Origin of the sequence: Streptomyces pimonensis (assembly GCF_041380215.1) — a bacterium.
Lineage (GTDB): Bacteria > Actinomycetota > Actinomycetes > Streptomycetales > Streptomycetaceae > Streptomyces > Streptomyces pimonensis.
Map to the genome: position 1 here is coordinate 1 of NZ_JAHWZY010000047.1, position 20,820 is coordinate 20,820.

The 20,820-nt window shown below is 72.1% G+C and carries 19 protein-coding genes and 7 pseudogenes; 9 read left to right on the forward strand and 17 right to left on the reverse strand.

The genetic code is table 11. The features are described 5' to 3' along the window. Positions 1 to 10 precede the first annotated feature (10 nt). Together KYY02_RS29980 and KYY02_RS29985 are read right to left on the reverse strand one after the other, a co-directional pair. Entirely contained in the window at positions 11 to 802 is a 792-nt protein-coding gene (locus KYY02_RS29980) for a polysaccharide deacetylase family protein (RefSeq protein WP_371243454.1), read from the reverse strand. Between the two features lie 49 nt (positions 803 to 851). Then, positions 852 to 1,754: a DMT family transporter gene (locus tag KYY02_RS29985; RefSeq protein ID WP_371243456.1), complete on the reverse strand. Its 903-nt coding sequence runs from the start codon at positions 1,752 to 1,754 to the stop codon at positions 852 to 854. 363 nt (positions 1,755 to 2,117) lie between these two features. On the opposite strand from KYY02_RS29985, the gene KYY02_RS29990 reads away from it, so the two are divergent. After that, positions 2,118 to 3,182 carry an MGDG synthase family glycosyltransferase gene (locus tag KYY02_RS29990; RefSeq protein WP_371243458.1) on the forward strand — a complete coding sequence of 355 codons (1,065 nt, stop codon included), beginning with the start codon at positions 2,118 to 2,120 and terminating at the stop codon, positions 3,180 to 3,182. Positions 3,183 to 3,333: 151 nt separating this feature from the next. Here KYY02_RS29990 and KYY02_RS29995 read toward each other — a convergent pair. Next, positions 3,334 to 3,705: pseudogene (locus tag KYY02_RS29995) on the reverse strand (hypothetical protein); the annotation flags it as partial. Between the two features lie 18 nt (positions 3,706 to 3,723). Between KYY02_RS29995 and KYY02_RS30000 the strand changes: the two are divergent. After that, complete coding sequence (locus tag KYY02_RS30000) at positions 3,724 to 3,807, forward strand: hypothetical protein (protein WP_371243504.1); 84 nt, start codon at positions 3,724 to 3,726, stop codon at positions 3,805 to 3,807. 436 nt (positions 3,808 to 4,243) lie between these two features. On the opposite strand, the gene KYY02_RS30005 is transcribed toward KYY02_RS30000, so the two are convergent. From KYY02_RS30005 to KYY02_RS30015, 3 genes are all read right to left on the reverse strand, one after another. Further along, on the reverse strand, positions 4,244 to 4,735 hold the full coding sequence (locus KYY02_RS30005; RefSeq protein WP_371243460.1) for a hemerythrin domain-containing protein: 492 nt from the start codon (positions 4,733 to 4,735) through the stop codon (positions 4,244 to 4,246). A 379-nt stretch (positions 4,736 to 5,114) separates the two neighbouring features. Beyond that, complete coding sequence (locus tag KYY02_RS30010) at positions 5,115 to 6,395, reverse strand: cytochrome P450 family protein (RefSeq protein ID WP_371243462.1); 1,281 nt, start codon at positions 6,393 to 6,395, stop codon at positions 5,115 to 5,117. Positions 6,396 to 6,535: 140 nt separating this feature from the next. Then, complete coding sequence (locus tag KYY02_RS30015) at positions 6,536 to 6,847, reverse strand: hypothetical protein (RefSeq protein ID WP_371243464.1); 312 nt, start codon at positions 6,845 to 6,847, stop codon at positions 6,536 to 6,538. A 289-nt stretch (positions 6,848 to 7,136) separates the two neighbouring features. On the opposite strand from KYY02_RS30015, the gene rpmG reads away from it, so the two are divergent. From rpmG to KYY02_RS30030, 3 genes are read left to right on the forward strand one after another with little or no spacing between them, the layout of a single operon-like run. Next, positions 7,137 to 7,301: a 50S ribosomal protein L33 gene (gene rpmG / locus KYY02_RS30020; protein WP_371243466.1), complete on the forward strand. Its 165-nt coding sequence runs from the start codon at positions 7,137 to 7,139 to the stop codon at positions 7,299 to 7,301. A gap of 49 nt (positions 7,302 to 7,350) precedes the next feature. Beyond that, positions 7,351 to 7,638: a type B 50S ribosomal protein L31 gene (locus KYY02_RS30025; RefSeq protein WP_371243468.1), complete on the forward strand. Its 288-nt coding sequence runs from the start codon at positions 7,351 to 7,353 to the stop codon at positions 7,636 to 7,638. Positions 7,639 to 7,645: 7 nt separating this feature from the next. Further along, positions 7,646 to 7,771, forward strand: coding sequence for a ribosomal protein bL36 (locus KYY02_RS30030; protein WP_371243470.1), 126 nt, complete (start codon positions 7,646 to 7,648; stop codon positions 7,769 to 7,771). 183 nt (positions 7,772 to 7,954) lie between these two features. Here KYY02_RS30030 and KYY02_RS30035 read toward each other — a convergent pair whose 3' ends face one another. From KYY02_RS30035 to KYY02_RS30045, 3 genes are all read right to left on the reverse strand, one after another. Next, positions 7,955 to 8,533 (reverse strand): hypothetical protein, encoded by a 579-nt coding sequence (locus KYY02_RS30035; RefSeq protein ID WP_371243472.1) that lies wholly within the window; start codon positions 8,531 to 8,533, stop codon positions 7,955 to 7,957. Positions 8,534 to 8,820: 287 nt separating this feature from the next. Further along, positions 8,821 to 9,594 (reverse strand): hypothetical protein, encoded by a 774-nt coding sequence (locus KYY02_RS30040; RefSeq protein ID WP_371243474.1) that lies wholly within the window; start codon positions 9,592 to 9,594, stop codon positions 8,821 to 8,823. Then, positions 9,591 to 10,223 (reverse strand): ABC transporter ATP-binding protein, encoded by a 633-nt coding sequence (locus KYY02_RS30045; RefSeq protein ID WP_371243476.1) that lies wholly within the window; start codon positions 10,221 to 10,223, stop codon positions 9,591 to 9,593. The genes KYY02_RS30040 and KYY02_RS30045 overlap by 4 nt, the downstream gene beginning before the upstream one ends. A 554-nt stretch (positions 10,224 to 10,777) precedes the next feature. Here KYY02_RS30045 and KYY02_RS30050 point away from each other — a divergent pair. From KYY02_RS30050 to KYY02_RS30060, 3 genes and pseudogenes are all read left to right on the forward strand, one after another. Continuing rightward, on the forward strand, positions 10,778 to 11,971 hold the full coding sequence (locus KYY02_RS30050) for a PP2C family protein-serine/threonine phosphatase (RefSeq protein ID WP_371243478.1): 1,194 nt from the start codon (positions 10,778 to 10,780) through the stop codon (positions 11,969 to 11,971). Positions 11,972 to 12,251: 280 nt separating this feature from the next. Continuing rightward, positions 12,252 to 13,248: pseudogene (locus KYY02_RS30055) on the forward strand (Tn3 family transposase). A 98-nt stretch (positions 13,249 to 13,346) separates the two neighbouring features. Then, positions 13,347 to 15,560 carry a S9 family peptidase gene (locus KYY02_RS30060; protein ID WP_371243480.1) on the forward strand — a complete coding sequence of 738 codons (2,214 nt, stop codon included), beginning with the start codon at positions 13,347 to 13,349 and terminating at the stop codon, positions 15,558 to 15,560. Positions 15,561 to 15,749: 189 nt separating this feature from the next. Here the strand turns inward: KYY02_RS30060 and KYY02_RS30065 are convergent. The 3 pseudogenes from KYY02_RS30065 to KYY02_RS30075 form a co-directional block, all read right to left on the reverse strand. Continuing rightward, positions 15,750 to 15,956: pseudogene (locus KYY02_RS30065) on the reverse strand (helix-turn-helix domain-containing protein); the annotation flags it as partial. Positions 15,957 to 16,124: 168 nt separating this feature from the next. Further along, positions 16,125 to 16,340: pseudogene (locus KYY02_RS30070) on the reverse strand (NAD(P)-dependent alcohol dehydrogenase); the annotation flags it as partial. Beyond that, positions 16,341 to 16,736, reverse strand: a pseudogene (locus KYY02_RS30075) (acyl-CoA dehydrogenase family protein); the annotation flags it as partial. 128 nt (positions 16,737 to 16,864) lie between these two features. Between KYY02_RS30075 and KYY02_RS30080 the strand changes: the two are divergent. Further along, a complete protein-coding gene (locus tag KYY02_RS30080) occupies positions 16,865 to 17,491 on the forward strand; it encodes a TetR/AcrR family transcriptional regulator (RefSeq protein ID WP_371243482.1) in 627 nt (208 codons plus the stop codon). 32 nt (positions 17,492 to 17,523) lie between these two features. On the opposite strand, the pseudogene KYY02_RS30085 reads toward KYY02_RS30080, so the two are convergent. From KYY02_RS30085 to KYY02_RS30105, 5 genes and pseudogenes are all read right to left on the reverse strand, one after another. Continuing rightward, positions 17,524 to 17,739 (reverse strand): annotated as a pseudogene (locus KYY02_RS30085) (aldehyde dehydrogenase family protein); the annotation flags it as partial. Beyond that, positions 17,734 to 18,099: pseudogene (locus tag KYY02_RS30090) on the reverse strand (oxygenase MpaB family protein); the annotation flags it as partial. The pseudogenes KYY02_RS30085 and KYY02_RS30090, both read right to left, overlap by 6 nt. A gap of 449 nt (positions 18,100 to 18,548) precedes the next feature. Then, the gene (locus tag KYY02_RS30095) at positions 18,549 to 19,259 is read right to left on the reverse strand and encodes a hypothetical protein (RefSeq protein ID WP_371243484.1); all 711 of its coding nucleotides are present in this window, start codon (positions 19,257 to 19,259) and stop codon (positions 18,549 to 18,551) included. Next, a complete protein-coding gene (locus KYY02_RS30100) occupies positions 19,259 to 19,783 on the reverse strand; it encodes a SigE family RNA polymerase sigma factor (protein WP_371243486.1) in 525 nt (174 codons plus the stop codon). Before KYY02_RS30100 ends, KYY02_RS30095 begins: the two co-directional genes overlap by 1 nt. 135 nt (positions 19,784 to 19,918) lie before the next feature. Further along, the gene (locus KYY02_RS30105; RefSeq protein WP_371243488.1) at positions 19,919 to 20,491 is read right to left on the reverse strand and encodes a hypothetical protein; all 573 of its coding nucleotides are present in this window, start codon (positions 20,489 to 20,491) and stop codon (positions 19,919 to 19,921) included. Between the last annotated feature and the right edge of the window lie 329 nt (positions 20,492 to 20,820).

A 20,820-nucleotide genomic window follows, 5' to 3' on the forward strand; every position in this document is an offset into this window, starting at 1 on the left:
TACTGATGGGTCAGCCGATACGACAACCGTGCCGGTGTGCGACAGAGCGGCCGGCCGGTGCCGGGGGCAGCCCGTGGTCGGCGAGCGGACCGACCGACAGGCCCGCCTTCCGGCAGCCGTCCACGATGCCGGGCAGGGCGCCCAGCGCGGCCCGCCAGCAGTCCGGGGCCGACATCCTGTCCGTGTCGTGCAGGAGGACGGTGCCGCCCCCGCGCAGCCCGGCTGCGACGGACGACCGTACCGACGCGGGGGTGGCCCCGGCCGTCCAGTCCCTGCCCCAGGCGGTCCACAGCACCGGCCGCAGGCCCGCCGCACGGGCGGCGGCCCAGCGCCCGGAGGTGAGGATGCCGTAGGGCGGCCGGTACCAGCGGGGGTGCAGGCCGGTCAGCTCCCGCACCGCGTCGGCCGCCCGCAGCAGGGCACGCACCTCGTCCGCAGGGGCAGGCCGCCAGGGACGGTCGTGGCTCCAGCCGTGCACGGCCAGTTCGTGTCCGCGGCGGACGGTCTCGCGCACCACGGAGGGGTGCCGTACGACGCCGTCGCCCAGGACGAAGAAGGTCGCCCGGACCCCGAGTTCCCCCAGCGCGTCGAGGAAGCGCGGAGTGGACTCGGGGTCCGGCCCGTCGTCGAAGGTCAGGGCGACATGAGCGGGGTGTCCGACACCGGCGAGACGCGGGAGAAGACGGCGCACCACGGGCAGCCAGGTCGCGGCGGGGGCGATGTGCGCCGCGGCGACGACGGCGACCGGAGCCAGTACGGCTGCCGCGCGCCGGGCGGGGGAGTGGACGGGAGACGTGGGCATCGGTTTCCGGTTCCTTTCCGTGTGAGGTGGCCGCACCGGTCGGGGACGCCTACGGCCCCGGCCGGGGCGAGTCGCCGTCCGTGCTCCGCGACGCCGCGTCCCAGCTCCCGGAGACCGAGGGGGCGCGGGCCAGCCCCGCCGTCCCCGCCCCGATGAGCGCCACACCGATCGCCGCGGGCACCACCCGCACACCGAGCGTGACCTGCTCCCCGAACAGCGCCCACCCCAGTGCCACGCTCGTCAGCGCGTCACCGAGGGTCAGGGCGGGCTGGGACGCCGCCAGCGTCCCGGCCCGGAAGGCGCTCTGGAGCAGCAGGAAGGCGAGGGCTCCGGCGACGGCGGTGGCGTACAGAGGCCACGTCCCCAGCACGGCGCCCGCCCCGTCCGGAATCCTGCCGGTCACTTCCTTGAGCAACGCCGCCGTCAGGGAGAACGACACGGCGGACGCCAGCCCCAGTAACCCCGCGCGCGGTGCGCCCCGCACCGCGCGGGCCGTCGCCGCCAGCGCCACCACGGCACCCAGCACCACCCCCGCGGCCACGATCCAACGCCCCGTGGGGGCCGTGGACCGGCCGGCGGCCGGGGCGACCGAGGTCAGGAACGCCGCCAGTCCGCAGGCCAGGGCGGCGAACGCCAGCCAGGTCCTGCGGTCCGGACGACGGTGGAAGACCAGGCTGCCGACGACGAGGGTGAACAGCAACTCGGCGGCCATCAGCGGCTGGACCAGCGCGAGACTGCCCGCACCCAGAGCCGCCGCCTGCAGAACGGTCGACAGCGCCAGCATCCCGGCACCCGCGACCCAGTAGGGCCGCCGCAGCACACGCCCGAGCCAGCGAACGGCCTGACGCACACCCGCGCCGCCCTCCGGTTCGTCCGCAGCGGCCCGTCGCTGCAGCACCGAGGCCGCGGCGTTGGACAGCGCCGCCAGCAGGGCCAGGACGACGACCAGCACGCCGTGACGCCGTTCAGCCGGACACGGCGGCGAGCTGCCGGTACGGGCCCGGCACCGCGTCGGCCGACGTCACGGACGCCCGGGGCGCCGACACGTCGACCGGGCCGGCGGGGGAGGCGTGAGACATGGGCTGTACCTCGGCTGCGAGGGTGAACGCCCGGGGACCGCCGTCCGCGGCCGCCCCCGGCGTTCGGAAGGGAGGGGCACCCCGGAGTATCCCCGGCCCGGCCGCCGAAACGCGGGAAGCGGGTTTCACCGGCGCAGCGAAAGGAGACACACCACCCCGTGCACTCACCGTCTTCGGGGCCCCGCCGGAACACGTCGGCGGCCGGCGGGCCGCGACTGCTGATCGTCAGCGCGAGCATGGGAGCCGGACACGACACGGTGGCCCGCGAACTCGTCCGCCGAGCCCGGGAACAGGGCCACGACGCACAGGTCGTGGACCTCCTGCGACTGCTTCCGTGCGGCCTGGGGACCGGTCTGCGCCTCTTCTACCGGTCCTCGGTACGACACTTCCCCTGGGCGTACGCGGGCCTCTACCGCGCACTGCTGCGTCCCGGCCCGCGGTACCGCCCCAGCGGCGTCCCCCTCGCCCGGCTGGCGGGCCGCCGTCTGACGGACCTCGTGGAGCGCACGGGCGCCGACGTGGTGGTACCCGTCTTCCACCTGGCCGCTCAGCTGGCCGGTCACCTGCGGTCCCGTGGGCGGCTGCGGTCCCCGAGCGCCGTCTTCGTGACCGACTTCGCCGTCCACCGGCAGTGGCTCCATCCAGGCAACGACCTGTATCTCTGCCTCACCGACGACGCCGCGCGGGACGTGGTCCGGCGCATCACGGCCTCCGTCGAGACGACCGGACCGGTCGTGGCACCCGGTTTCTTCGCGCCGGCCGCCGGAGCGGCGGAGTGGCGGCAGTGCTTCGAGCGGTACGCCTGCGGACGCCCGCCCGTCGTGCTGTCCGCCGGAGCCTGGGGCGCGGCTTCGGAGCTGGACGGAACCGCGCGGCTGCTCGCCGCCGCCGGTTTCCTCCCGGTCGTGCTGTGCGGCCGGAACGAACGGCTGCGGGCCCGACTGACCGGGCTGCCGGGCACGCTCGTGCCGGACTGGGTCACCGACATGCCCGGCCTGCTGCGCGCGGCCCGTGTCCTGGTCGACAACGCCGCCGGTCAGACCGCCGTACAGGCACTGGCCTCCGGGCTGCCCGTGGTGGGCTACCGTCCGCTGCCCGGTCACGGAGCGGAGGGTGTACGCCGGATGGCTGCGCTCGGCGTCTCGGAGATCGCCGCGGACGCCGCCGCCCTGCTGCGTGCCCTGCGGCGGTTGTCGGCGGACGGCGCGTACCGGGAGCACCGGATCGCCCGCGGGCGGGAGCTCTTCCGGGGGGACGTCCTGGCACGGGTGGCCGCACTCGCCGACGCGGCGCCCGTGTGATCCGCCGGAAGGCGGTGGCGCCGTCGGCCGGGTGCCGATCCGCCGGGAGCGAGACGCGTGCACGCGCGGTCCGCTGCGCCTTCTCCGGCCGGATCGCGGCGGCACGGCGGTGGGCGGGCGCCGTGCACTCCGCCGAAGCCGGGGCCCTCCGTCACGTCGGCCGGCACGGCGGTGCCGGACCCCGCCCCTCCACAGGGCCGCGGCCACGAGCGGGGAGCGAGCGCCGTCGGTCGTCGTCGGCCGGTTCCGTCCTGAGCGGCGGGGGCAGGGCCAAGGCGAGCCGGTGCCCGTGGTGGTGGGGGAGCCGGCGGCCGAAGAGGGAGCCGCCGAAGATGACGGACCCCACGCCGACGAGCCAGGACTCGACGACGAGGACGACGCCGACGGTGCCGTAACTGATCGCGTTGTCGATGATCAGCGGGGTGAAGACGAAGTGGGAGAAGGCCCGCAGACCGATCAGGCCCGCCATGGTGACGATCACGCCCGGGAACAGGTGCCACCAGCCGACAGCACGCTCCCCGCCACGGGCGCGGCCCGCACGGTGCTCCTCGTCAGGGCAGGAGCCGGAGCCGTACTGCTGCTGGGCGCCGTCGTCCTCGTCGGCCGACGCCGGCGCTCCCGCTGACCGTCCCCCGCACGTACGGTCGACCGTCGCCCGCACCGAGGACGACCTTCTGCACCCCGCCCCTGACGCGGAAGCGGCCGGACTCACGTCCGGTGGAAGGGTGCTCCCGGCGACGGCCCGCGGGAGCGCCGGGCAGGAGCGGGCTCCGGGCACCCACCGCCGGCTGTTCCCCGGCCCCGCAGACGTCTCGGAGACCTTGGTGTGCGCGACGGTCGGCGACCTGGTCGCCGAAGCCGGGTGCACCGGCACCGGGGGCCGGGCCGCCGAGGGTTCTTCGATCCGGTCCGCTTCGACCGCGTGCGCACCGGAAGCATGACCTCACGGCCTCCGGTCCCGCACGACGGGACCGGAGGCCGGTGCCGGGGCGATGCGCCACGGTCTCATGGGGGACGGCGACGGAGTGCGGCCCACCGGTGCCGGGGGCACGTCCGGCGGATCAGTCCCCGACGATCCGGCGCACGTCGTCCACGGAGCCGCACCCGGCCTTCAGCAGGCGCTCGCGCTCCTCCCGGAACGCCGCGCCGAGCTCCTCCCGCCGCCGCATCGCCACGTTCTCCCGCGCCTGGTTCAGGATGGTCCGCTCCTCCTCGTCGGCGTGGTGGGTGACGGCCTCCACGAGTGCCTCCAGCTTCGAGTCCCACTCCTCGGAGCCGATGTCCTGGACCTCGAGGAGCTCCAGGAGGGCCTGGTTGCCCTCGTCGTGCTCGTGCTCGCCGTGCTCCACCTCTTCGTCGTCGATGTTCTTGTACCGCTTGAGGGAGGGGTAGACCTTGCTCTCCTCGGCCAGCGCGTGTGCGATCAGCAGGCCGGCGAACTCCCGCAGTGCGGCCGCCCGGTCGGCTTCGACGCTGCGCATCTCACGGAAGAGATCCTCCATGCGCCGGTGGTCCTGGAGGATGAGTTCGACGACGTCCTGTGTCTCGGTCATGGGACGCGGACTCCTTCATGTGCGGGAAGTGGTGCCACTACCGCTTGCCCGCTCCCGCCGACTTGAGTGCCTCCGACTTCGTGCCGGTCACCGGCGGCATCCGGTCCGCCCCCGCCCTGGCCCGCGTCGAGCGGAAGCCGCCGTCCGGTGCCGCACGGTGGTGCCCGCGGCTTCCTGCGAGGGCGCCGGCCGCGCCGTGCGGCGTCCGTCGTCAGGCGGGCGGTGTCCGGGTTGCCTTCGCGGCGCGGCATTCGGGCACACCAGCCGATGATCATGGCGTTGACCAGTGCTCCGAGCGCCGAGGTGGCGAGCGCGGGGCCTGTGGCCCCGACGCGCCCACCGCGCCGCGGAGCCGGGTCGGGAGTCGGACCGCGACCGGTCAGCGCTCCCGAATACGGGCGAGCAGCCGCACGGGGGCGTTGCTGGAGAGGGAGTCCACTTCGTCGATGCGGTCCAGCGGTTCCCCCGGAGTGATCGTGAACCGCTCGAACAGGGCACGCAGCGCGATGTGAGCCTCAAGACGGGCCAGGGGGGCGCCCAGACAGTAGTGCACGCCGTGACCGAAGGCGCGGTGCCGGTGGGCGTCGGCCCGGTCCGCGACGAACGCGTGCGGGTGAGTGAAGGTTTCGTCGTCGCGGCCGATCGCGGCGGTGTGGATCATGACGGGCTCACCCCTCCGGATGGTGACTCCCGTGACCGTCACGTCGCGTGCCGCGTAGAGGAACATCGTGGTGGCGGCGGGAGCGTCGTACCGCAGGGACTCCTCCACCACTGCCGGCCAGGGGTCCTCGTCGCGGTCAGGGGCCAGGAGGAGGCTGAGCTGGTCGGGGTGCTGCAACAGGCGCCGGATCGTGTTGGTGATCAGGTTCTGAGTCGTTTCATGGCCCGCGACCAGCATCAGGAACAGGGTTCCCGCCAGCTCCTCCTCACTGAGCCGGCCGCCGTCGAACTCGTGGATGAGGGCGGTGGTGAGATCTGTCCCGGGCACCGCGCGCTTGGAGGCGATCAAGCGGGCCATGGTGCTGAAGATGTCGGCCTGGGCTCCGAGACGCTCGCCGGGTGGCGCCGTACTGCTGATCAGGAGGCGGGTGTCGACGGCCAGCTGTCGGCGCATGTCGTCATCGTCGACCCCGAACAGTTCACAGATCACGCGCACCGGCAGCTGGAACGCGAACGTGGCCCGCAAGTCGATCCGTTCGCCGGGGGGAGTGGCGGCGAGGGCATCGAGGAGTTCGCGGGTGATGTCCTCGACGCGCCCACGCAGGGCCTCGACCCGGCGGGCGGTGAAGGCACGCTGCAGCGGCTGACGCAGGCGTGTGTGGTCCTCGCCGTCCCGGACGAGCATGGTCTCGGCGGTGAGGATCTTCAGCATCGGCCAGTCCTTCGGCACCAGGCCGTCCCGGTACGCCCGCCAGTACCTGGGCGACTTGCGCATGTCCGGGTGGGTGAGGAACTGGTCGGCCTCGGAGCGCCGGGTCACCGCCCACGCCACCACCGGATCGGGGAGCTTCACCGGGACGATCGGGCCGAGCGCCTGGAGGGCGCGCCCCTCGCCGGGGAAGTCGCGCCCCAGGGGATCGATCCGGTAGAGGGGGCGGGCGAGTTCCAGCTCGTGGGGGGCGGGGAGGCGGTCGGGGAGCCAGGGCTCGATGAGTTCCATGCAGGACCTCCGGAGATGGGTGGTTTTGGTGAGGCCGGCCTACGCCGGTTCCGTCCCGGAGAAGGCGACGGGGAGGGCGGCCGGCGCCCGCACGACGAGGTGGGGCCCCAGGGAAGAGGCTCGTCCGGGGGGAATGGGGATCATCCGAGGGCAGCGCTTTTGCGGCCGGTCCGCGAGCGGGCGTCGGCGCCGGGCGCGAGGTGCGTGCGGTGGTGAAGCACGTACGCACCGGGGTACGGGCCGAGCACCGGGGCATGGTCGGCTCCGGCCGGTCCGGGGACCGGCACGGCACCGGTCCCCGTCCGCCGGCCGCTGCTGTCCGCGATCAGGACGCCCTCCGGGACGCCGAGGTGCTCGGCCGGTCGCCCTCCCGCTCCACCGGAGCCGGCGGTCCGCGCGCACACCGGCTCCGGCTCCCCGGCCCGTACACCGGACTCGTCTGTTTCCACCATGTCTGGAACAACGAAACCGACCAGCTCAGGCAACGTCCCGAACGGGATACCGGAGTCGTGTCCGACGGTGATCGATCCGCGGGACCGTCCCCCGCCCGCACCACGCGGCCCGTGAGGCTTCCGGTGCACGGGCGGGCACGCCGGAGATGACGCGCTGCTCGGGAACGAGCGCCGGCCCTGAATCCGCGGAGAACGGGGCCGTCGGAATACGGAGCCCGCCGGTGCTGTTGCACCTCTTGCATGACATGCCCGAATCAACTTGCTCGGGTGATGACGGAAGGAGCACCTCATGACACGCGGCACCGCGAGGCCGGTCGTCAGGCTGAAGTCGACAGCCGGTACGGGGGTCACCTACGTGACCCGCAAGAACCGTCTGAACGACCCCGACCGGCTGGTCCTGCGGAAGTACGACGCGGTCGTCGGCGAACACGTCCTCTTCCGCGAGGAACGATGAGACCCGCCTTTGCCGCCCCGCGGCGGAGGCGTCCGAGGAAGGACCTGCCGTGAGGCACGGCATCCACCCCGTCTTCCGCCCGGCCGTCCTCCGCGACCGTGCGTCCGGCTTTCAGCTGCTCACCCGCTCCACCATCGAGTCACGGCACACGGTGGAGCGGGACGGCGGCGCCACCTACCCGGTCGTCGACGTCGAGATCTCGTCGCCCGGCCACCCGTTCTGCACCGGTACCTCGCGGCTCGTCGACCCCGCGGGCCGGGTGGAACGGTTCGAGCGGCGCCACGGCACCGCCGGGGCTCGCCGCCGACCGCGGCGTCCCCGTCCGGCCCCGCGGTAGGGAGAGCGTGACGAAGGTACGCAAGTCCCTCCGTTCGTCGAAGCTCAGGCCCGGTGCCCGGGTGGTGCGTCGGCGGGGTGCGACGTATGCGATCAACAGGAGGGATCCGCGTCTCGAGGCCCGCCGGGGCTGACGAGCGGCCCCACCAGCCGGACGGCCCGGTACCGCGCTTGCGGTACCGGGCCGTGGCACGGCGTCCCGTGAACCGTCGTCCGGCCGGGACGGGGAGACGGCGTGTCCGCGCCGGCCACCGTGCGGCGCCGCCTCCCTCCCGCTCACCGCTCGGCCTGCGACGTCGTTCTCCTCCGCCGGTCGGTCAGCGCTCCAGGTCCGCGCGCATCTCGACGAAGAGCTTCCCCGCGTCGGCGAGCGTGCTGTCCTCGAAGAGCGCGACGGCCGCCGTGCCCTCGTCGGCCCAGCCGCAGATGACGTTGCCGTCCTCGCTCAGCGAGGCGAGCAGGCACTCCACCGAGCCGCCGAGCGGTCCCGGCTCCACCGGCTGAGCTTCGGGGTGCCCCAGCTCCGGATCCCATTGGATGTACTCGAGCATGCCCCGGAACAGGTGTTCACGACGCTCGTTGGTGTCGTCGGGCACATGATCGACGCCTTCGAACAGCACCGGTGCGCCCTGCCCGTCCGGCTTTCCGTAGGTGCCGGTGACCAGTGTCATGCCGTCCCGCATCTCGCCGGGGTCGACAGGGACGTCCGTCAGGGCTCCGTCCCCGGTCAACTTGTCCAGGCCACCCGCCCTGGGAGCGTCCACCAAGGCGCGCGGATTGTTCTGCTCCGCCGAAGGCGCCGGTGACGCGGAGCCCCGCTCGCTCGGGGAGACGGCGGGGAGCCCCGCGTCGTCCTCCCGACAGCCGCTGATCGTCAGCATCGCCAGTACCGCCACGGCCGTCAGGCCCCTTCTCGCCGCAGACCCACACTTCACTGCGCCCCCCGTTGTCGCTTCGTCCAGGGTGTTCCCCGCCGCTCCGGGCGGCGGCAATGATCAATGACGAGTCCCCCCGGCCGGATGGTTCCCGCTTCCGGGCACAAGGGTCCGCCGCACGGCGCGACGCTCGGTGACCCGGTCGGACCTCTGCTCCCCCGGCGGTGGCCCGACACGCTCCTCACCGGTCACGGCCGCACGACTGCACCGGTCACGGCCGCACGACTGCACCGATCACGGCCGCACGACTACGACGGGGGCCGGCGCCGACGAGGCGGCCGGTGGTTGCGGGTGCGGAGGGCGAAGGCGGCGAGTGCGGTGGTCGTCATGGCGGTCAGCCAGACCGCGCTGTGGATCAGAGGGCTCAGGGTGGTGTTCCGGGTGAAGCCTGCGGCGAGGCTGGTCTGCAGGGAGCCGTAGCCGGGGAGCAGCGCGACCAGGGCCCTGTCTGCGGCGGTGCTGGCGACGGGATTCTGCGGCGCGAGGTCGATGATGCTGGTCATGATGATCGTGACCAGTCCCTCGACCTCGCCGCGCAGGAAGAGGGCCAGACACATGCCCATGGCCCCGTAGACCAGGCAGATCGCCAGGACCGCGATGCCGAGGAGGAAGGGCTGGAGGGGAGACCAGAACAGCAGCATCCAGGCAGTGGCGTAGGTGCTGACCAGTGCTGATGCGATCAGGAGCGTGGTGAGCTTGGCACCGGCGAGGGCGGCCCGGGGGTAGCCGGACGCGGTGAGGCGGCGGTCGAAGGCCCTGGTGCGGCGTGCGGCGCTGAACATCAGGAATCCCACCAGGAGGGACACCGCGTTCAGGGAGCCGCTGATCATCGTGATCTCGTCCCCGCCGGCGCGCAGCCAGGTTCCGGTGGCGCGGAGCCGGAAGGGGAACGTCCTCGGCGTGGTGAGGGTCTTCGCCACGGTGATCCACAGCGGGATGAAGGCGATCAGGAGCACGGCGGCCAGCCGGTTCTTCGCCAGGGCCAGCAGGGCGTAACGGCAGGCGACCAGATAAGCGCTCATGCGGGGCCCGCCGTGGGGGAGGGGTCGAGGAGGCCGTCGCGCAGACGGTGCAGGACGTCCAGGCGCCCGGTGTCGTGGGCGAGGTGGGAGACGATGATCACGGTACGGCCGCGGCCTTTCAGCTCCTGGGCGAGGTCCCAGAACCGCAGGTAGGTTTCCCAGTCGAAGCCCTGGTACGGCTCGTCGAGCAGCACGACCTCCGGGTCGTGCATCAAGGCCAGGATCAGGTTCAGCTTCTGCAGGGTGCCACCGCTGAGAACCTTCACCGGCGTGTCCAGATGGTCGGTCGCGGAGAGCGTGTCGATCAGCCGGAGCGCGCGGCCGGGACTCGGGAGACGGTAGGCGACCTGGAAGAGGCGCAGGTGCTGGCGCACGGTCAGCTCCTCGTCCAGGACCGGGTGCTGCGGGCAGTAGCCCCATGTGCCCGCCAGCTCCACACGTCCGGCGTCGGGGCGCAGGTCGCCGCTGAGGACGCGCAGCAGCGTGGTCTTCCCGGCGCCGTTCTCCCCGACGATGCCGACCAGTTGCCCTGCCCGCGCCTCGAAGCTGACCCCGCGCAGGACCTGCCGGGCCCCGAAGCCCTTGCGGACCGCCGTGACGCGCAGCACCACCGCCGCCCGGCGCCTCATGCCCGGACCCGGACGTCCGAGCCCGCGCGCCGCCGGTCCCGCGGGACCCACGGGACCCGGCGGTGACCGGACCTCCGGTGCGAGGAGGGGGCGCCGCTGTGGGAGACGGCCCCGTCGGCACGCTGTGGCAAGGCCTCGTCGAGGCCGCTGGCTCGGGCGCGCGCGCGTTCGGAGAACGGACACCGGAGGGGCGGCGCGCCCTCGTCCTGCTCGACGGACGGCGGGCTCGGACTGGCCACGGGGGCTCCTCGGGAGCGGTGGGGTGCACGGGTTCCGACCGGCCAACGACGCACGGCCCCGCCGGGACACGTCACGAACGCCTCCGGCGCGCTGCGGGGCCGGGGGCGAGCCGGTACGGGGGAAGGAGCCAGGGCGGCGGTCCCCTTCACCTCGTGCCGGCGCACCGGCCGTCCGGTCGCCCGCGGACGCCGCCCGGCGAAGCGGGGTTCTCCTCGCAGCGACTCGGCTTACTGCCCTGACCAGCCAGGACGGGTGCTCCGAGTGAGGTCGCCAAAACTCGGGGAAAAAGATCCGGCAGCCGACGGGAGGTTGCTGTGAAGGGTGGAGACGTGGAACTGGGCGAGTTGCTGGCCGCCGCGGAGGCGGCGCCGCCCAGTGAGTCCGTCGACGTGGTGGCGCACGATCTGCGGAAGCGGTTCGGTGCGGAGCGCGTGTCCTTCCTGTTCGTCGACCTGGTCGGTCGGCGGCTGGTACGGCTCACCGCGCCCGACGCCGAAGCCGTGGCCTCCGACGGGCCGATCGACCTGCAGGACACCGTCTACGACCGCGTACTGCGGAGCCAGCGCCAGCACGTGGAACCGGGCCGCCAGGGCGGTCTGCGCATCATCACGCCGGTCACCAACCGCGGCGACTGCATCGGCGTGCTGGAGACGACCCTGCAGTCGGCCGACGACACCGTGCTCCGGCAGGTCCACGACGCGGCCCACGCGCTGGCCTACATCATCGTCACGGACCGCCGCTTCACCGACCTCTACCACCTGGGCCGGCGCACCACCGAGACCAGCCTGGCCGCGGAGATCCAGCACCAGCTGCTCCCCTCGGCCCCCTGCTGCGAGGCGGCCCAGTTCACCCTCGCCGCCGGACTGGTCCCGGCCGACGACATCGGCGGCGACACCTACGACTACACCCTCGACCGCGACACCCTGCACCTGTCCATCACCGACGCCATGGGCCACGACACGAACTCGGCCCTGCTGGCCACCTTGCTGGTCGGCGCGCTGCGACGGGCCCGCCGCAGCGGCTGTGACGCCCTCAGACAAGCCGAGCACGCCCACCAGGCCCTGTTGAGCCACAGCCGCGGCCTGGCCACCGGACAACTGCTGTGCGTCGACCTCGAGACAGGTCTGTGCGAACTGGTCAACGCCGGCCACCCCCGGCCGCTGCGGCTGCGCGACGGCACCGTCGAGGAGGTCGAACTCGCCGTCAACCTGCCGTTCGGCGTGGCGGCGCCGATCCCCTACCGTCTGCAGGAGCTGCAACTGCGGCCCGGTGACCGCCTGATCCTGCTCACCGACGGAATGCAGGAGCGCGGCGCCGCAGCCGTCGACCTGACCGCGCTCGCCCGCGACACCCGTCCGCTGCATCCGAGAGAAGCCGTACAGAGCCTGACCGGCGCGGTGTTCGACGCCTGTCACGGCAACCTCAGGGACGACGCCACCGTCCTGATACTGGACTGGCACGGCGGACGTCGCGGACCGGCCGACACCGGACAGGGCTCGCAGCCATGAGCCGCGACGACCGCCGTACGAGCCCCGACGCCGGGCGCCCGGTGCGGGAGCGGGCCGGGGAGGGCGCGTCCGGCGTCGTGCACGTCCCGTCCGGGCACACCGGGAAGCAGCCGGACCCGCGGGCGCCGGGCCACGCGACCGCCACCACGTGGACCGGTCCGGTCCGCACTTCGCGCACAGGCCGTGGGACCGGCGCCCTCCGTGACGCCCCGGCGCGTCATCGGCCGCGATCGCGAAGCGCCACTTCACCGTCCCGGTCCTCAACCGGTGCGGAGCTGACGTGGTCAACGCCCATGCCGGCCTGGATCTGACGGCGGCATGGGGTGACGGGTCGGTGGTGGCGGTGGACGGCACCATGATGGACACCGTCATCGACAACCTCCTCGCCGAGACCTCGATCCGCTATGGCGGCTACGGCGGGATCGCCCACCATCTCGTCTCTGACACCTACGTTGCGCTCTTCTCCCGGTTCATCCCGTGCGGGGTGTGGGAGGCCGTCTATCTCATCGACGCGTTGCTGTCGAATGAGCCGGAGGTCAAGCCGGAGGCCGTACACGCCGACACTCAGGGGCAGTCCTTCCCGGTCTTCGGGCTCGCCCACCTGCTCGGTATCGACCTGCTGCCGCGGATCCGGAAATTCCAGGACCTCACCTTCCACCGCCCTGATCCGCGAGCACGCTACCGGCATATCGACGCGCTGTTCTCCGCTGATCCGCGTACCTGCATCGACTGGCAGCTCATCGAGAACGGCTGGAGGGACCTCATACAGGTCGGCCTATCGGTACGGGAAGGCACCGTGTCCTCCGTCACCCTCCTGCGGCGCATGAACAACCACTCCCACAAGAACCAGATCTACAGGGTCTTCCGCGAGGTCGGCCGCGCCGTGCGGACGATCGTTCTGCTCCGCTACCTGTCGGACCCACAGCTGCGGGAACAGATCACAAGGGCGACGAACAAGGCCGAGGCATACAACGGGTACACGAAGTGGCTGCACTTCGGCGGGGACGGCTATCTGCGCTCCCGAACTCCAGGAGAAGGCCGTCAAGTTCCTCGACCTGATGGCCAACAGCATCATCTTCTCCACCACCGTCGACATGACCGACACACTGCGCCAGATGGCCGCCCAGGGCTGGGAGCTGAGCCCCGACGACATCGCCGTGCTCAGCCCGCACCGCAGGGACAACGTGCTGCGCTTCGGCGGCTACGACACCGCCACCCTCCACATTCCGCCCGGGCCGTACGACAGCGCGCTTCGCTTTCCTGCGGACGATTTCTGACAGTCTGCTCAGATCCCCGGTTGATTCAACACGCCTGGTGCCGGGCTGTCACCGGCTTCGGCACGGCTGTCTGAGCCGGTCACGAGCGAGTCGGCATCATGAAGTCCACGGTGAACGATCTCGATATTCCCATGCTGCTATACCGAACGAATGACACAGTGCCAGGCATGGTGACATCCCCACTTCTCCGACAGCTCGCCCGCACCCGCCGCTTCACCCTCGGTGCACCCGCCCGTTTCACCGTGGCGCCGGACGGTACCTGTGTCCTGTTCCTTCGGAGCCGGGCCGGGGACGATCCGGTCGGGTGCCTGTGGACGCTCGACCTGGCAACCGGCGCGGAGCGACTGCTGGCTGACCCCGCCGGGCTGCTCGGCGACGCGACCGATGAGGTGCCGGAGGAGGAGCGCATCCGGCGCGAACGCGCCCGGCAGCAGGCCGCCGGGATCACCGACTACGCCACCGACACAGCCGCCCAGGTGGCCGCGTTCGCCCTCTCTGGGCAGCTGTGGGTGGTGGATACCGGCTCCGGCGCCGTACGGCAACTGCCCGCCCGGCAGCCGGTGGTGGACCCGCGCCCGTCCCCGGACGGCCGGAACATCGCCTACGTCTCCGGCGGCGCGCTCCGGGTGATCGGCGCCGACGGTAGTGGCGACCGAGCGGTGGCCGCGCCCGAGCCGGCGGAAGGTCCGGACGTCTTCTTCGGCCTGCCGGAGCATGTGGCAAGCGAGTCGATGGGCCGCTACCGGGCGTACTGGTGGGCACCGGACGGGGAGCGGATACTGACCACCCGGGTGGACAACCGCGAGGTCAGGCTGTGGTACATCACCGATCCGGCCGACCCCGCCAAGCCGCCGCGCACGATGCGCTACCCGCAGGTCGGTACTGCCAACGCCGAGGTCACGCTCTGGATGGCCGATCTGGCGGGCAACCGCACCGAGGTCCGCTGGGACCGGACCGGCTTCGAATACCTGCCCGCGGCCGGCTGGGACGGGCACGGTCCGTTCGCCGCCGTACTCAGCCGCGACCAGCGCACGCTCCAGGTACTGGCCGTCGACCCGGCAGACGGTACGACCAGCCTCCTGGCCGAGCGGCACGATGAGCGCTGGGTGGAGCTGCTGGTGCCCGGAGTGCCCGCGCGGACAGCTACCGGCCTGCTCGTCGACTACCTCGACCGGAACGAGACCCGGCACCTGAGTATCGACGGCACGCCGGTCACGCCGGACGGCCTGCAGCTGCACGAGGTGCTTGCGGTGGACGGCGAGACGGTGTTCTTCGTGGCCTCCGCCGAGCCCACCGAGCGTCATGTGTGGAACTACCGTCCGGGCCGGGGTATACACCGGTTGACCGAGCAGCCGGGGGTGCACTCCGGCGCATTCTGCGGCGGCACGTTTGTACACACCACGCGCACGCTGGATCTGCCGGGCTCGCACACCGCCGTGCACCGCCTGACCGGGGACGGCCGACGGGAACCGGATGGCCCCGCGCCCGTCGAAATCAGCTCGCACGCCCAACGCCCGCTGCTGCAACTGCGTGTCGAATCCGCCGCCGTAGGGCCGCGTGAACTGCGCACACACCTCTTCCTGCCGTCCTGGCACAAGGCCGGTGATGCCCAGCTGCCGGTACTGGTCGACCCCTACGGCGGCCCCGCAATGCAGAAGGTGATGGCCGAACAGACCTCTCACACCCTCGTCTCGCAGTGGTTCGCCGAACAGGGCTTCGCAGTGCTGGTGACGGACGGCGCCGGCACGCCCGGACGCGGGCCGCGCTGGGAGAAGGAGATCTTCGGTGACCTGATCGGCCCGACCCTGGACGACCAGGGTGCCGCGCTGCACGCGACCGCCGAGCGCCACCCGGAGCTGGATCTCGACCGGGTCGGCATCCGCGGTTGGTCGTTCAGCGGGACGCTGGCCGCCGCCGCGGTGCTGCGCCGACCCGACACCTTCCACGCCGCAGTGGCCGGCGCTCCGCTCACCGACCAGCATCTCTACGATGCATGCTGGAAAGAGCGCTTCCTCGGTCTGCCCGACCAATACCCGGAGCACTATGAGCTGTCTTCGCTTCTTGCCGACGCTCCAAAGCTCAGCCGCCCGCTGCTCCTGATGCACGGACTGGCAGACGACAACGTCTTCGTGGCCAGTACGCTGCAACTCTCCAACGCTCTGCTGGCCGCAGGGAAGCCGCACGAGGTGCTGCCGCTAAGCGGGATGACACATGCCGCACCGACCAACGACATGTTCGCCCGGCTACTGGGGCACCAACTGGAATTCCTCCAGCGGCACCTGGCCGGCTGCCCCGCCACGGTGCCCTGCTAGGCCCGATACTCCCGAAGCTACGGACAGGTGCCAATTGGCACCTGCCCCACGGTCTTCCTGGCTGCCATCGCTCTGTGTATTCGCCAGGCGGGGGACACCACCAACAGCAAGGCCCGGGGTCTTTGGAGGAGATATCCGCGAAGCGGCCCCCGCGGGGGCCGCTTCGCGGATATCTCCTCCAAAGACCTACTTGTTCGGGAAGTGGCGGTACAGAGCGGCCGCGGAGATGCCCACGCCGGCGGCGACCTCCTCCATGGAGGCCGTGTGGTAACCGCGCTCGCTGAAGACCCGCCCGGCCGCCTCGACGATCAGCTGCTTGCGGTTGCGGGGCCGCGTGGCCGGTCCGGCGGGCGCGGCCGGACGGGCGGGGAGGCGGGAGCCATACCGATTAGTCAATCACACGCGGTCAGGGCGTCGGGCGTCCTCCGTGCGGACCGCGCGGGAGGCGACCGCGACCTCCGACATGCCGCTGAGGGCCGACGGCCGACGACCCACCCACCCGACGGTCGAGCAGGCCGACGGCCGCCACCGACGGTGCGCGCGGTGCCCGGACGGTCCGCCCGGTCAGGTGAAGGTGAGGACCGGCTTGACCACGCTGCCGTCCCCCATGGCTGCCACGGCCGCGCCGATCTCCTCGAACGGAAACGTGCTGACCAGTGCGTCGAGGGGGAAGCGGCCGCGGCGGCGCAGGTCGATCAGTTCGGGCACGAAGCGGCCGGGATCGGAGTCCCCCTCGATCACCCCGTGCAGGCGAACACCTCTGGCGAGCAGGGCCATCACCCCGGCTCCCGGCTCCGACATGGCGATGGACAGGACGTCGGCACGCACGGCACCGGCCAGCACCTCCCGCCGTCGGCGCTCGGTGCCGAACCGCTCGTACGCCTTCGCGGTGATGACGGTGGTGACGAAACCTCCGCACGGAACCATGCCGTACGCGGTCTCCTCCAGGAACAGACAGGCATCGGCCAGCCCACCGTCGGAACCTCCGTACTCCTCGGGCAGGCACACCCCGAGCCAGCCCAGGTCGGCGAGCCTTCCGTACAGCCCGGGGTGGTGGGCCTCGCGGCCGCCCCCGGTCAGCGCGTCACGCTGCTCCCGGGTACCGCACTCGCGCTTGGCGAAATCGCGTACGGCCGCGGCGAAAGCGGCTTGTTCCTCAGTGAGTCGACTGCCCATCAGGTCCTCCGGGATCCGGGTGCCGGTCGGCGGCTCGGTCAAGGTCGGGCAAGCAGCTGCGTTACAGAGATGCGATAAATGTTTCAAAGTCTCTGAGGGGGTCGTTCGCCGGTATCGTGAGGAGCACCATGAGAACTGACACGAACGACTCGTGGCTCGACCGGGCCCTCGCCCCGCCGGAGCCGGAGGACCACACGGCGCGGCGGATCCTCGACGCGGCACTGGAACAGTTCACCCTCCTGGGGCTGCGCCGCTCCTCGGTGGACGACGTCGCCAAGCGGGCCGGTGTCTCCCGGGTCACCGTCTACCGGCGCTTCCAGACCAAGGACAAGCTGGTCGAGGGCACCCTGCTGCGTGAGCTCAGCCGGTTCTTCCAGCGTCTGGACGCGGCGGTGGCTGCACTGCCGACCATGAAGGAGCGGGTCGTCGAGGGCTTCGTGGCCGCCCTGCGCCACACCCGCGCCCATCCGCTCTTCGGCGGCCTGCTGCGCATCGAACCCGAGGTGGTGCTGCCCTACCTGACCGTCCAGGGCGGTTCCTCGCTCTCCGCCACCGTCGAATACCTGACGGTTCATCTGCGCCGCGCGCAACAGGCCGAGGGCCGTCCCGGCGAGGACCCGCGTCCGGTCGCCGAGCTGATGGTGCGGGTCGCCGTCTCCTTCCTGCTCAACCCCGCCGGCTGCATAGAGATGGAGGACGAGGACCAGGCCCGGGCCTTCGCGCGCCGTTACCTGGCCCCGTTGCTGGACGCCTGACCGGCCGGGCCCGGCAGGCGAGGCGCCGCCGTTCAGCGGCACCGGTGCAGCGCCCGCGCCAGCCGCACCGCGCGTTGCCGCGTGGCGGCCGGCACCCCGAAGGAGGTCAGCCCGATCGGCGGGGTGAACCGCTGCACCGTCGTCGACGGCACGGAGGTGGAGGCGCGCAGCCCTTCCGCACCGTGGATCCGCCCGAATCCGGAGTCCCGCGAACCACCGAACGGCAGCGCCGGCACCGCCGTCGGACCCACCACCGTGGTGGCCAGGACGTAGAGGAAGTCCTCGTTGGGGATCCGGTGACGGCCGTGTATGCGGTTCAGGTGGCGGACGGCTGCCCGGCCGTGCTCCGAGTCCATCCCCTCGCGGACCATCTCGTACGTGATCAGTACCGTGTCGTCGTACCGCTCCTGGCCGGCGCGTTCGAACTCCTGGGTGCGGTCCAGGAGCCGGGAGATGCGCGGGGCGCCGTAGTCGCGCAGGAACGCGATCGACGTCCCGTGGAGGTAGTCGCGGGGGAACTCGTAGTGGGTGATCCACCGGTAGATCTGCTCGAAGTCCTGCTGCGGATCCATCTGCTGGATGCGGCGGAGGCGGCTGTAGCGGCCCATGGGTGATCCCTCCTGTCGGGAACGTGGCCACCGGTTCGCGGTGCGAGCGGTCACGCCGGAGAAGCGGACGGCCCCACCACGGTCACCTCCGGCTGCGGAAGCCGTGTGGTGGTCGGGAGTCGGCGCTCCTGGTCCGGACGGCGCGGGCGCTCCTCGGTCCGGGCGCGTCGGCACCGCGTCTCCGGCGCGTACGGCCCTCCTCGGAGCGGAGCGTGGTGGTGCCGGCCGTGCCGAGTCCCATGGGGAGCACCCTCTGCGTGAGTCGAAGATACTGGAACTATTGAGTTGTATCATCGGGCGTCAATACTCCGGACGTGACGCAGGCGCAGAAGCGCCCGTGGTCACGTCCCGGCTTCCGCTCGCGCCGTCACCTCACGTAAGCGCCGCGGAAGGTGACGGGGCACCGGGAACCGGTCGCCCGCCCGGGTGGTGCCACGCGGGACACGGACTCAGGGCCGGGAGGGGGCCAGTGAGGCGATTTCCTTCCCGTGCCTGTCGTGGAGGGTGACGCCGACGACGACGAGGTCTTCGTGGAGGGGGACATCGGCGTACCAGACGCCCCAGTCGGGCTTACCGGGCAGTCGCACCACCGAGGCGGTGACCCTGCCGCGACCGGTGTCGACGACGACGCGACCGGCGTCGACGGTGCCCGTGTACAACCCGGACAGGAAACAGCGGTCGCCCACGGTTTCCGTCATCAGGCTCACGGTGGGGTGACGGCGGTCGGCGTTGCCGTCGACCACGCTCCGGAACTGGTGGTCCGTCTCCGGTGTCGACCAGTGCTTGCCCTCCTTCGTCAGCCACAGCTCGACACCCGCCCCGGCCCGCACGCGCTCACCCGGCGCCACCACCCGCACCGGCCCGGCCGTGTCCGGCGTGCCCGGCGGCGTCGGACGCGTCGCCGCGACCTCGTTCCGCTCCGGAGGGCTGTGGTCCGGGAGGGCGGCGCGGACCGCGACGGCGGTCAGCGGAGCCAGCAACAGGCCGCAACCGATCACCAGGCCGGCGGTGCGCCGACGCCGTCGGGCACGACCTGCCCGTTCGATGGCGGCCAGCGGAACGGGGGAAGGCGTGAGGCCGTCGGCCACCTCACCGAATGCGTCGTGCAGCCGTTCGATCTCGTGCCGGGGCTGCGGGGAGGGCCGGGAAGTCCGGGACATCAGCGCTTCGCTTCCTGGTCGACGAGGTGGAGGGTGAGGAGGGGATGGGCGCGCAGCGCCTCCAGACCGCGCCGGGCGTGCGTCTTGACCGTGCCGACGGAGCAGTTCAGCGCTGCGGCGATCTCCTGCTCGCTCATGTCCTCCCAGTAGCGCAGCACCACGACGGCCCGCTGGCGGGCGGACAGGACCGAAAGGGCCTCGACGAGGACGGCGCTCCGCTCGACGGCCTCGGCGTGCCCGCCATGCGTCCGGTGCACCGACTCGGGCAGGAACGGCACGAGTAAGTGGGCTATGCGTTTCTTGCGCACCCGGCTGATGTTGTTGTTGACCAGAGCCCGGCGCATGTAGAGGTCGACCTCGTGGCGCGGGATCCTCCGCCATCGCGCGTACATTTTGGCCAGCGTGGTCTGAACGAGGTCCTCGGCCTCGTGGAAGTCGCCGGTGAGCATGTGAGCCGTACGCACCAGACGGGGCCAGGCCACGGCGGCGAACTCGGCGAAGTCGGCGTGGCTCTCGTGCGTCACGACGATGGATTCCTTGGGTTCGGGGGCGGGGAGAGTCAACGGGTACGGATACGGGGGCGGACGGGGCGTGGGCCGGGCGGGGCCGGCCCACGCCCGCGGGTCACCTCCTGACAACCGCCGGGGCTGCCGGGGTGGCTACGGCCGGGAGGGGGTCAGTGAGGCGATCTCCTTCCCGTGCCTGTCGTAGAGGGTGACGCCGTCGACGGTGAGGCCTTCGTGGAGGGGGACGTCCGCGTACCAGACGCCCCAGCCGGGCGTGCCGGGAAGCCGCACCACGGAAGCGGTGACCGCCCCGTCGCTCGTGTCGACGACGACCCGGACCGAGTGGTGCCCGGTCACGTGGATGCCGGAAAGGAAGTAGCGGTCACCCAGGGTTTCCGCCATCAGGCCGATGCTGGGGGTGCGCAGATCGATGTTGCCGTCGACCACGCTCCGGAACTGGTGGTCCATCTCCGGTGTCGACCAGTGCTTGCCCTCCTCCGTCAGCCAGAGCTCGACACCCGCCCCGGCCCGCACGCGCTCACCCGGTGCCACCACCCGCACCGGCCCGGACGTGTCCGAAGCCGACTCGCCGATCCGGTGGTGAGCGGGCGCCGCGGCCGGCGCCTGCGCCGGTGTGACGGCCTGCGCCGCGCCCGGCGCTCCCGCCAGCGCAACCGCGACCGCAACGGCGGCCATGCACTTGTTCGTTACCGTCATCCGTGTCATGAAGTGGGACTCCTTGCGGATCGTTCCGATCGGACAGGGTGGAGGGCGCCTCTCCACCCCTTCTAACGCCGTCCGTCCCGCATCCCGATGACATGGTCCGCCGCTCGATTCCGGGAGGACCGCCGGGGCGTGCCGCGCGGCACGAGGGGCCGCGACGCCCGGGAACGTTCCGAGCGGAGTGCGGCCGGCTCCCCGGCGCAGCGCCCGCGCGCACCGGTGGGCCCGCCGGAATCGCCGACTCCCGGACCTCGCGACGGTGGCAGCCTGCCACCGTGCCGGCCGGACCGGGGGAACCTGAGGGTCGTCGCTACGCCCTCAGGTTCCCCTAC

Coding starts and splice junctions, on each gene's coding strand:
- KYY02_RS29980 (WP_371243454.1), bottom strand. CDS start 802: ATGCCCACGTCTCCCGTCCACTCCCCCGCCCGGCGCGCGGCAGCCGTA.
- KYY02_RS29990 (WP_371243458.1), top strand. CDS start 2,118: ATGGGAGCCGGACACGACACGGTGGCCCGCGAACTCGTCCGCCGAGCC.
- KYY02_RS30005 (WP_371243460.1), bottom strand. CDS start 4,735: ATGACCGAGACACAGGACGTCGTCGAACTCATCCTCCAGGACCACCGG.
- KYY02_RS30010 (WP_371243462.1), bottom strand. CDS start 6,395: ATGGAACTCATCGAGCCCTGGCTCCCCGACCGCCTCCCCGCCCCCCAC.
- KYY02_RS30015 (WP_371243464.1), bottom strand. CDS start 6,847: ATGGTGGAAACAGACGAGTCCGGTGTACGGGCCGGGGAGCCGGAGCCG.
- rpmG (WP_371243466.1), top strand. CDS start 7,137: ATGACACGCGGCACCGCGAGGCCGGTCGTCAGGCTGAAGTCGACAGCC.
- KYY02_RS30040 (WP_371243474.1), bottom strand. CDS start 9,594: ATGAGCGCTTATCTGGTCGCCTGCCGTTACGCCCTGCTGGCCCTGGCG.
- KYY02_RS30045 (WP_371243476.1), bottom strand. CDS start 10,223: ATGAGGCGCCGGGCGGCGGTGGTGCTGCGCGTCACGGCGGTCCGCAAG.
- KYY02_RS30060 (WP_371243480.1), top strand. CDS start 13,347: ATGAAGTCCACGGTGAACGATCTCGATATTCCCATGCTGCTATACCGA.
- KYY02_RS30080 (WP_371243482.1), top strand. CDS start 16,865: ATGAGAACTGACACGAACGACTCGTGGCTCGACCGGGCCCTCGCCCCG.
- KYY02_RS30095 (WP_371243484.1), bottom strand. CDS start 19,259: ATGTCCCGGACTTCCCGGCCCTCCCCGCAGCCCCGGCACGAGATCGAA.
- KYY02_RS30105 (WP_371243488.1), bottom strand. CDS start 20,491: ATGACACGGATGACGGTAACGAACAAGTGCATGGCCGCCGTTGCGGTC.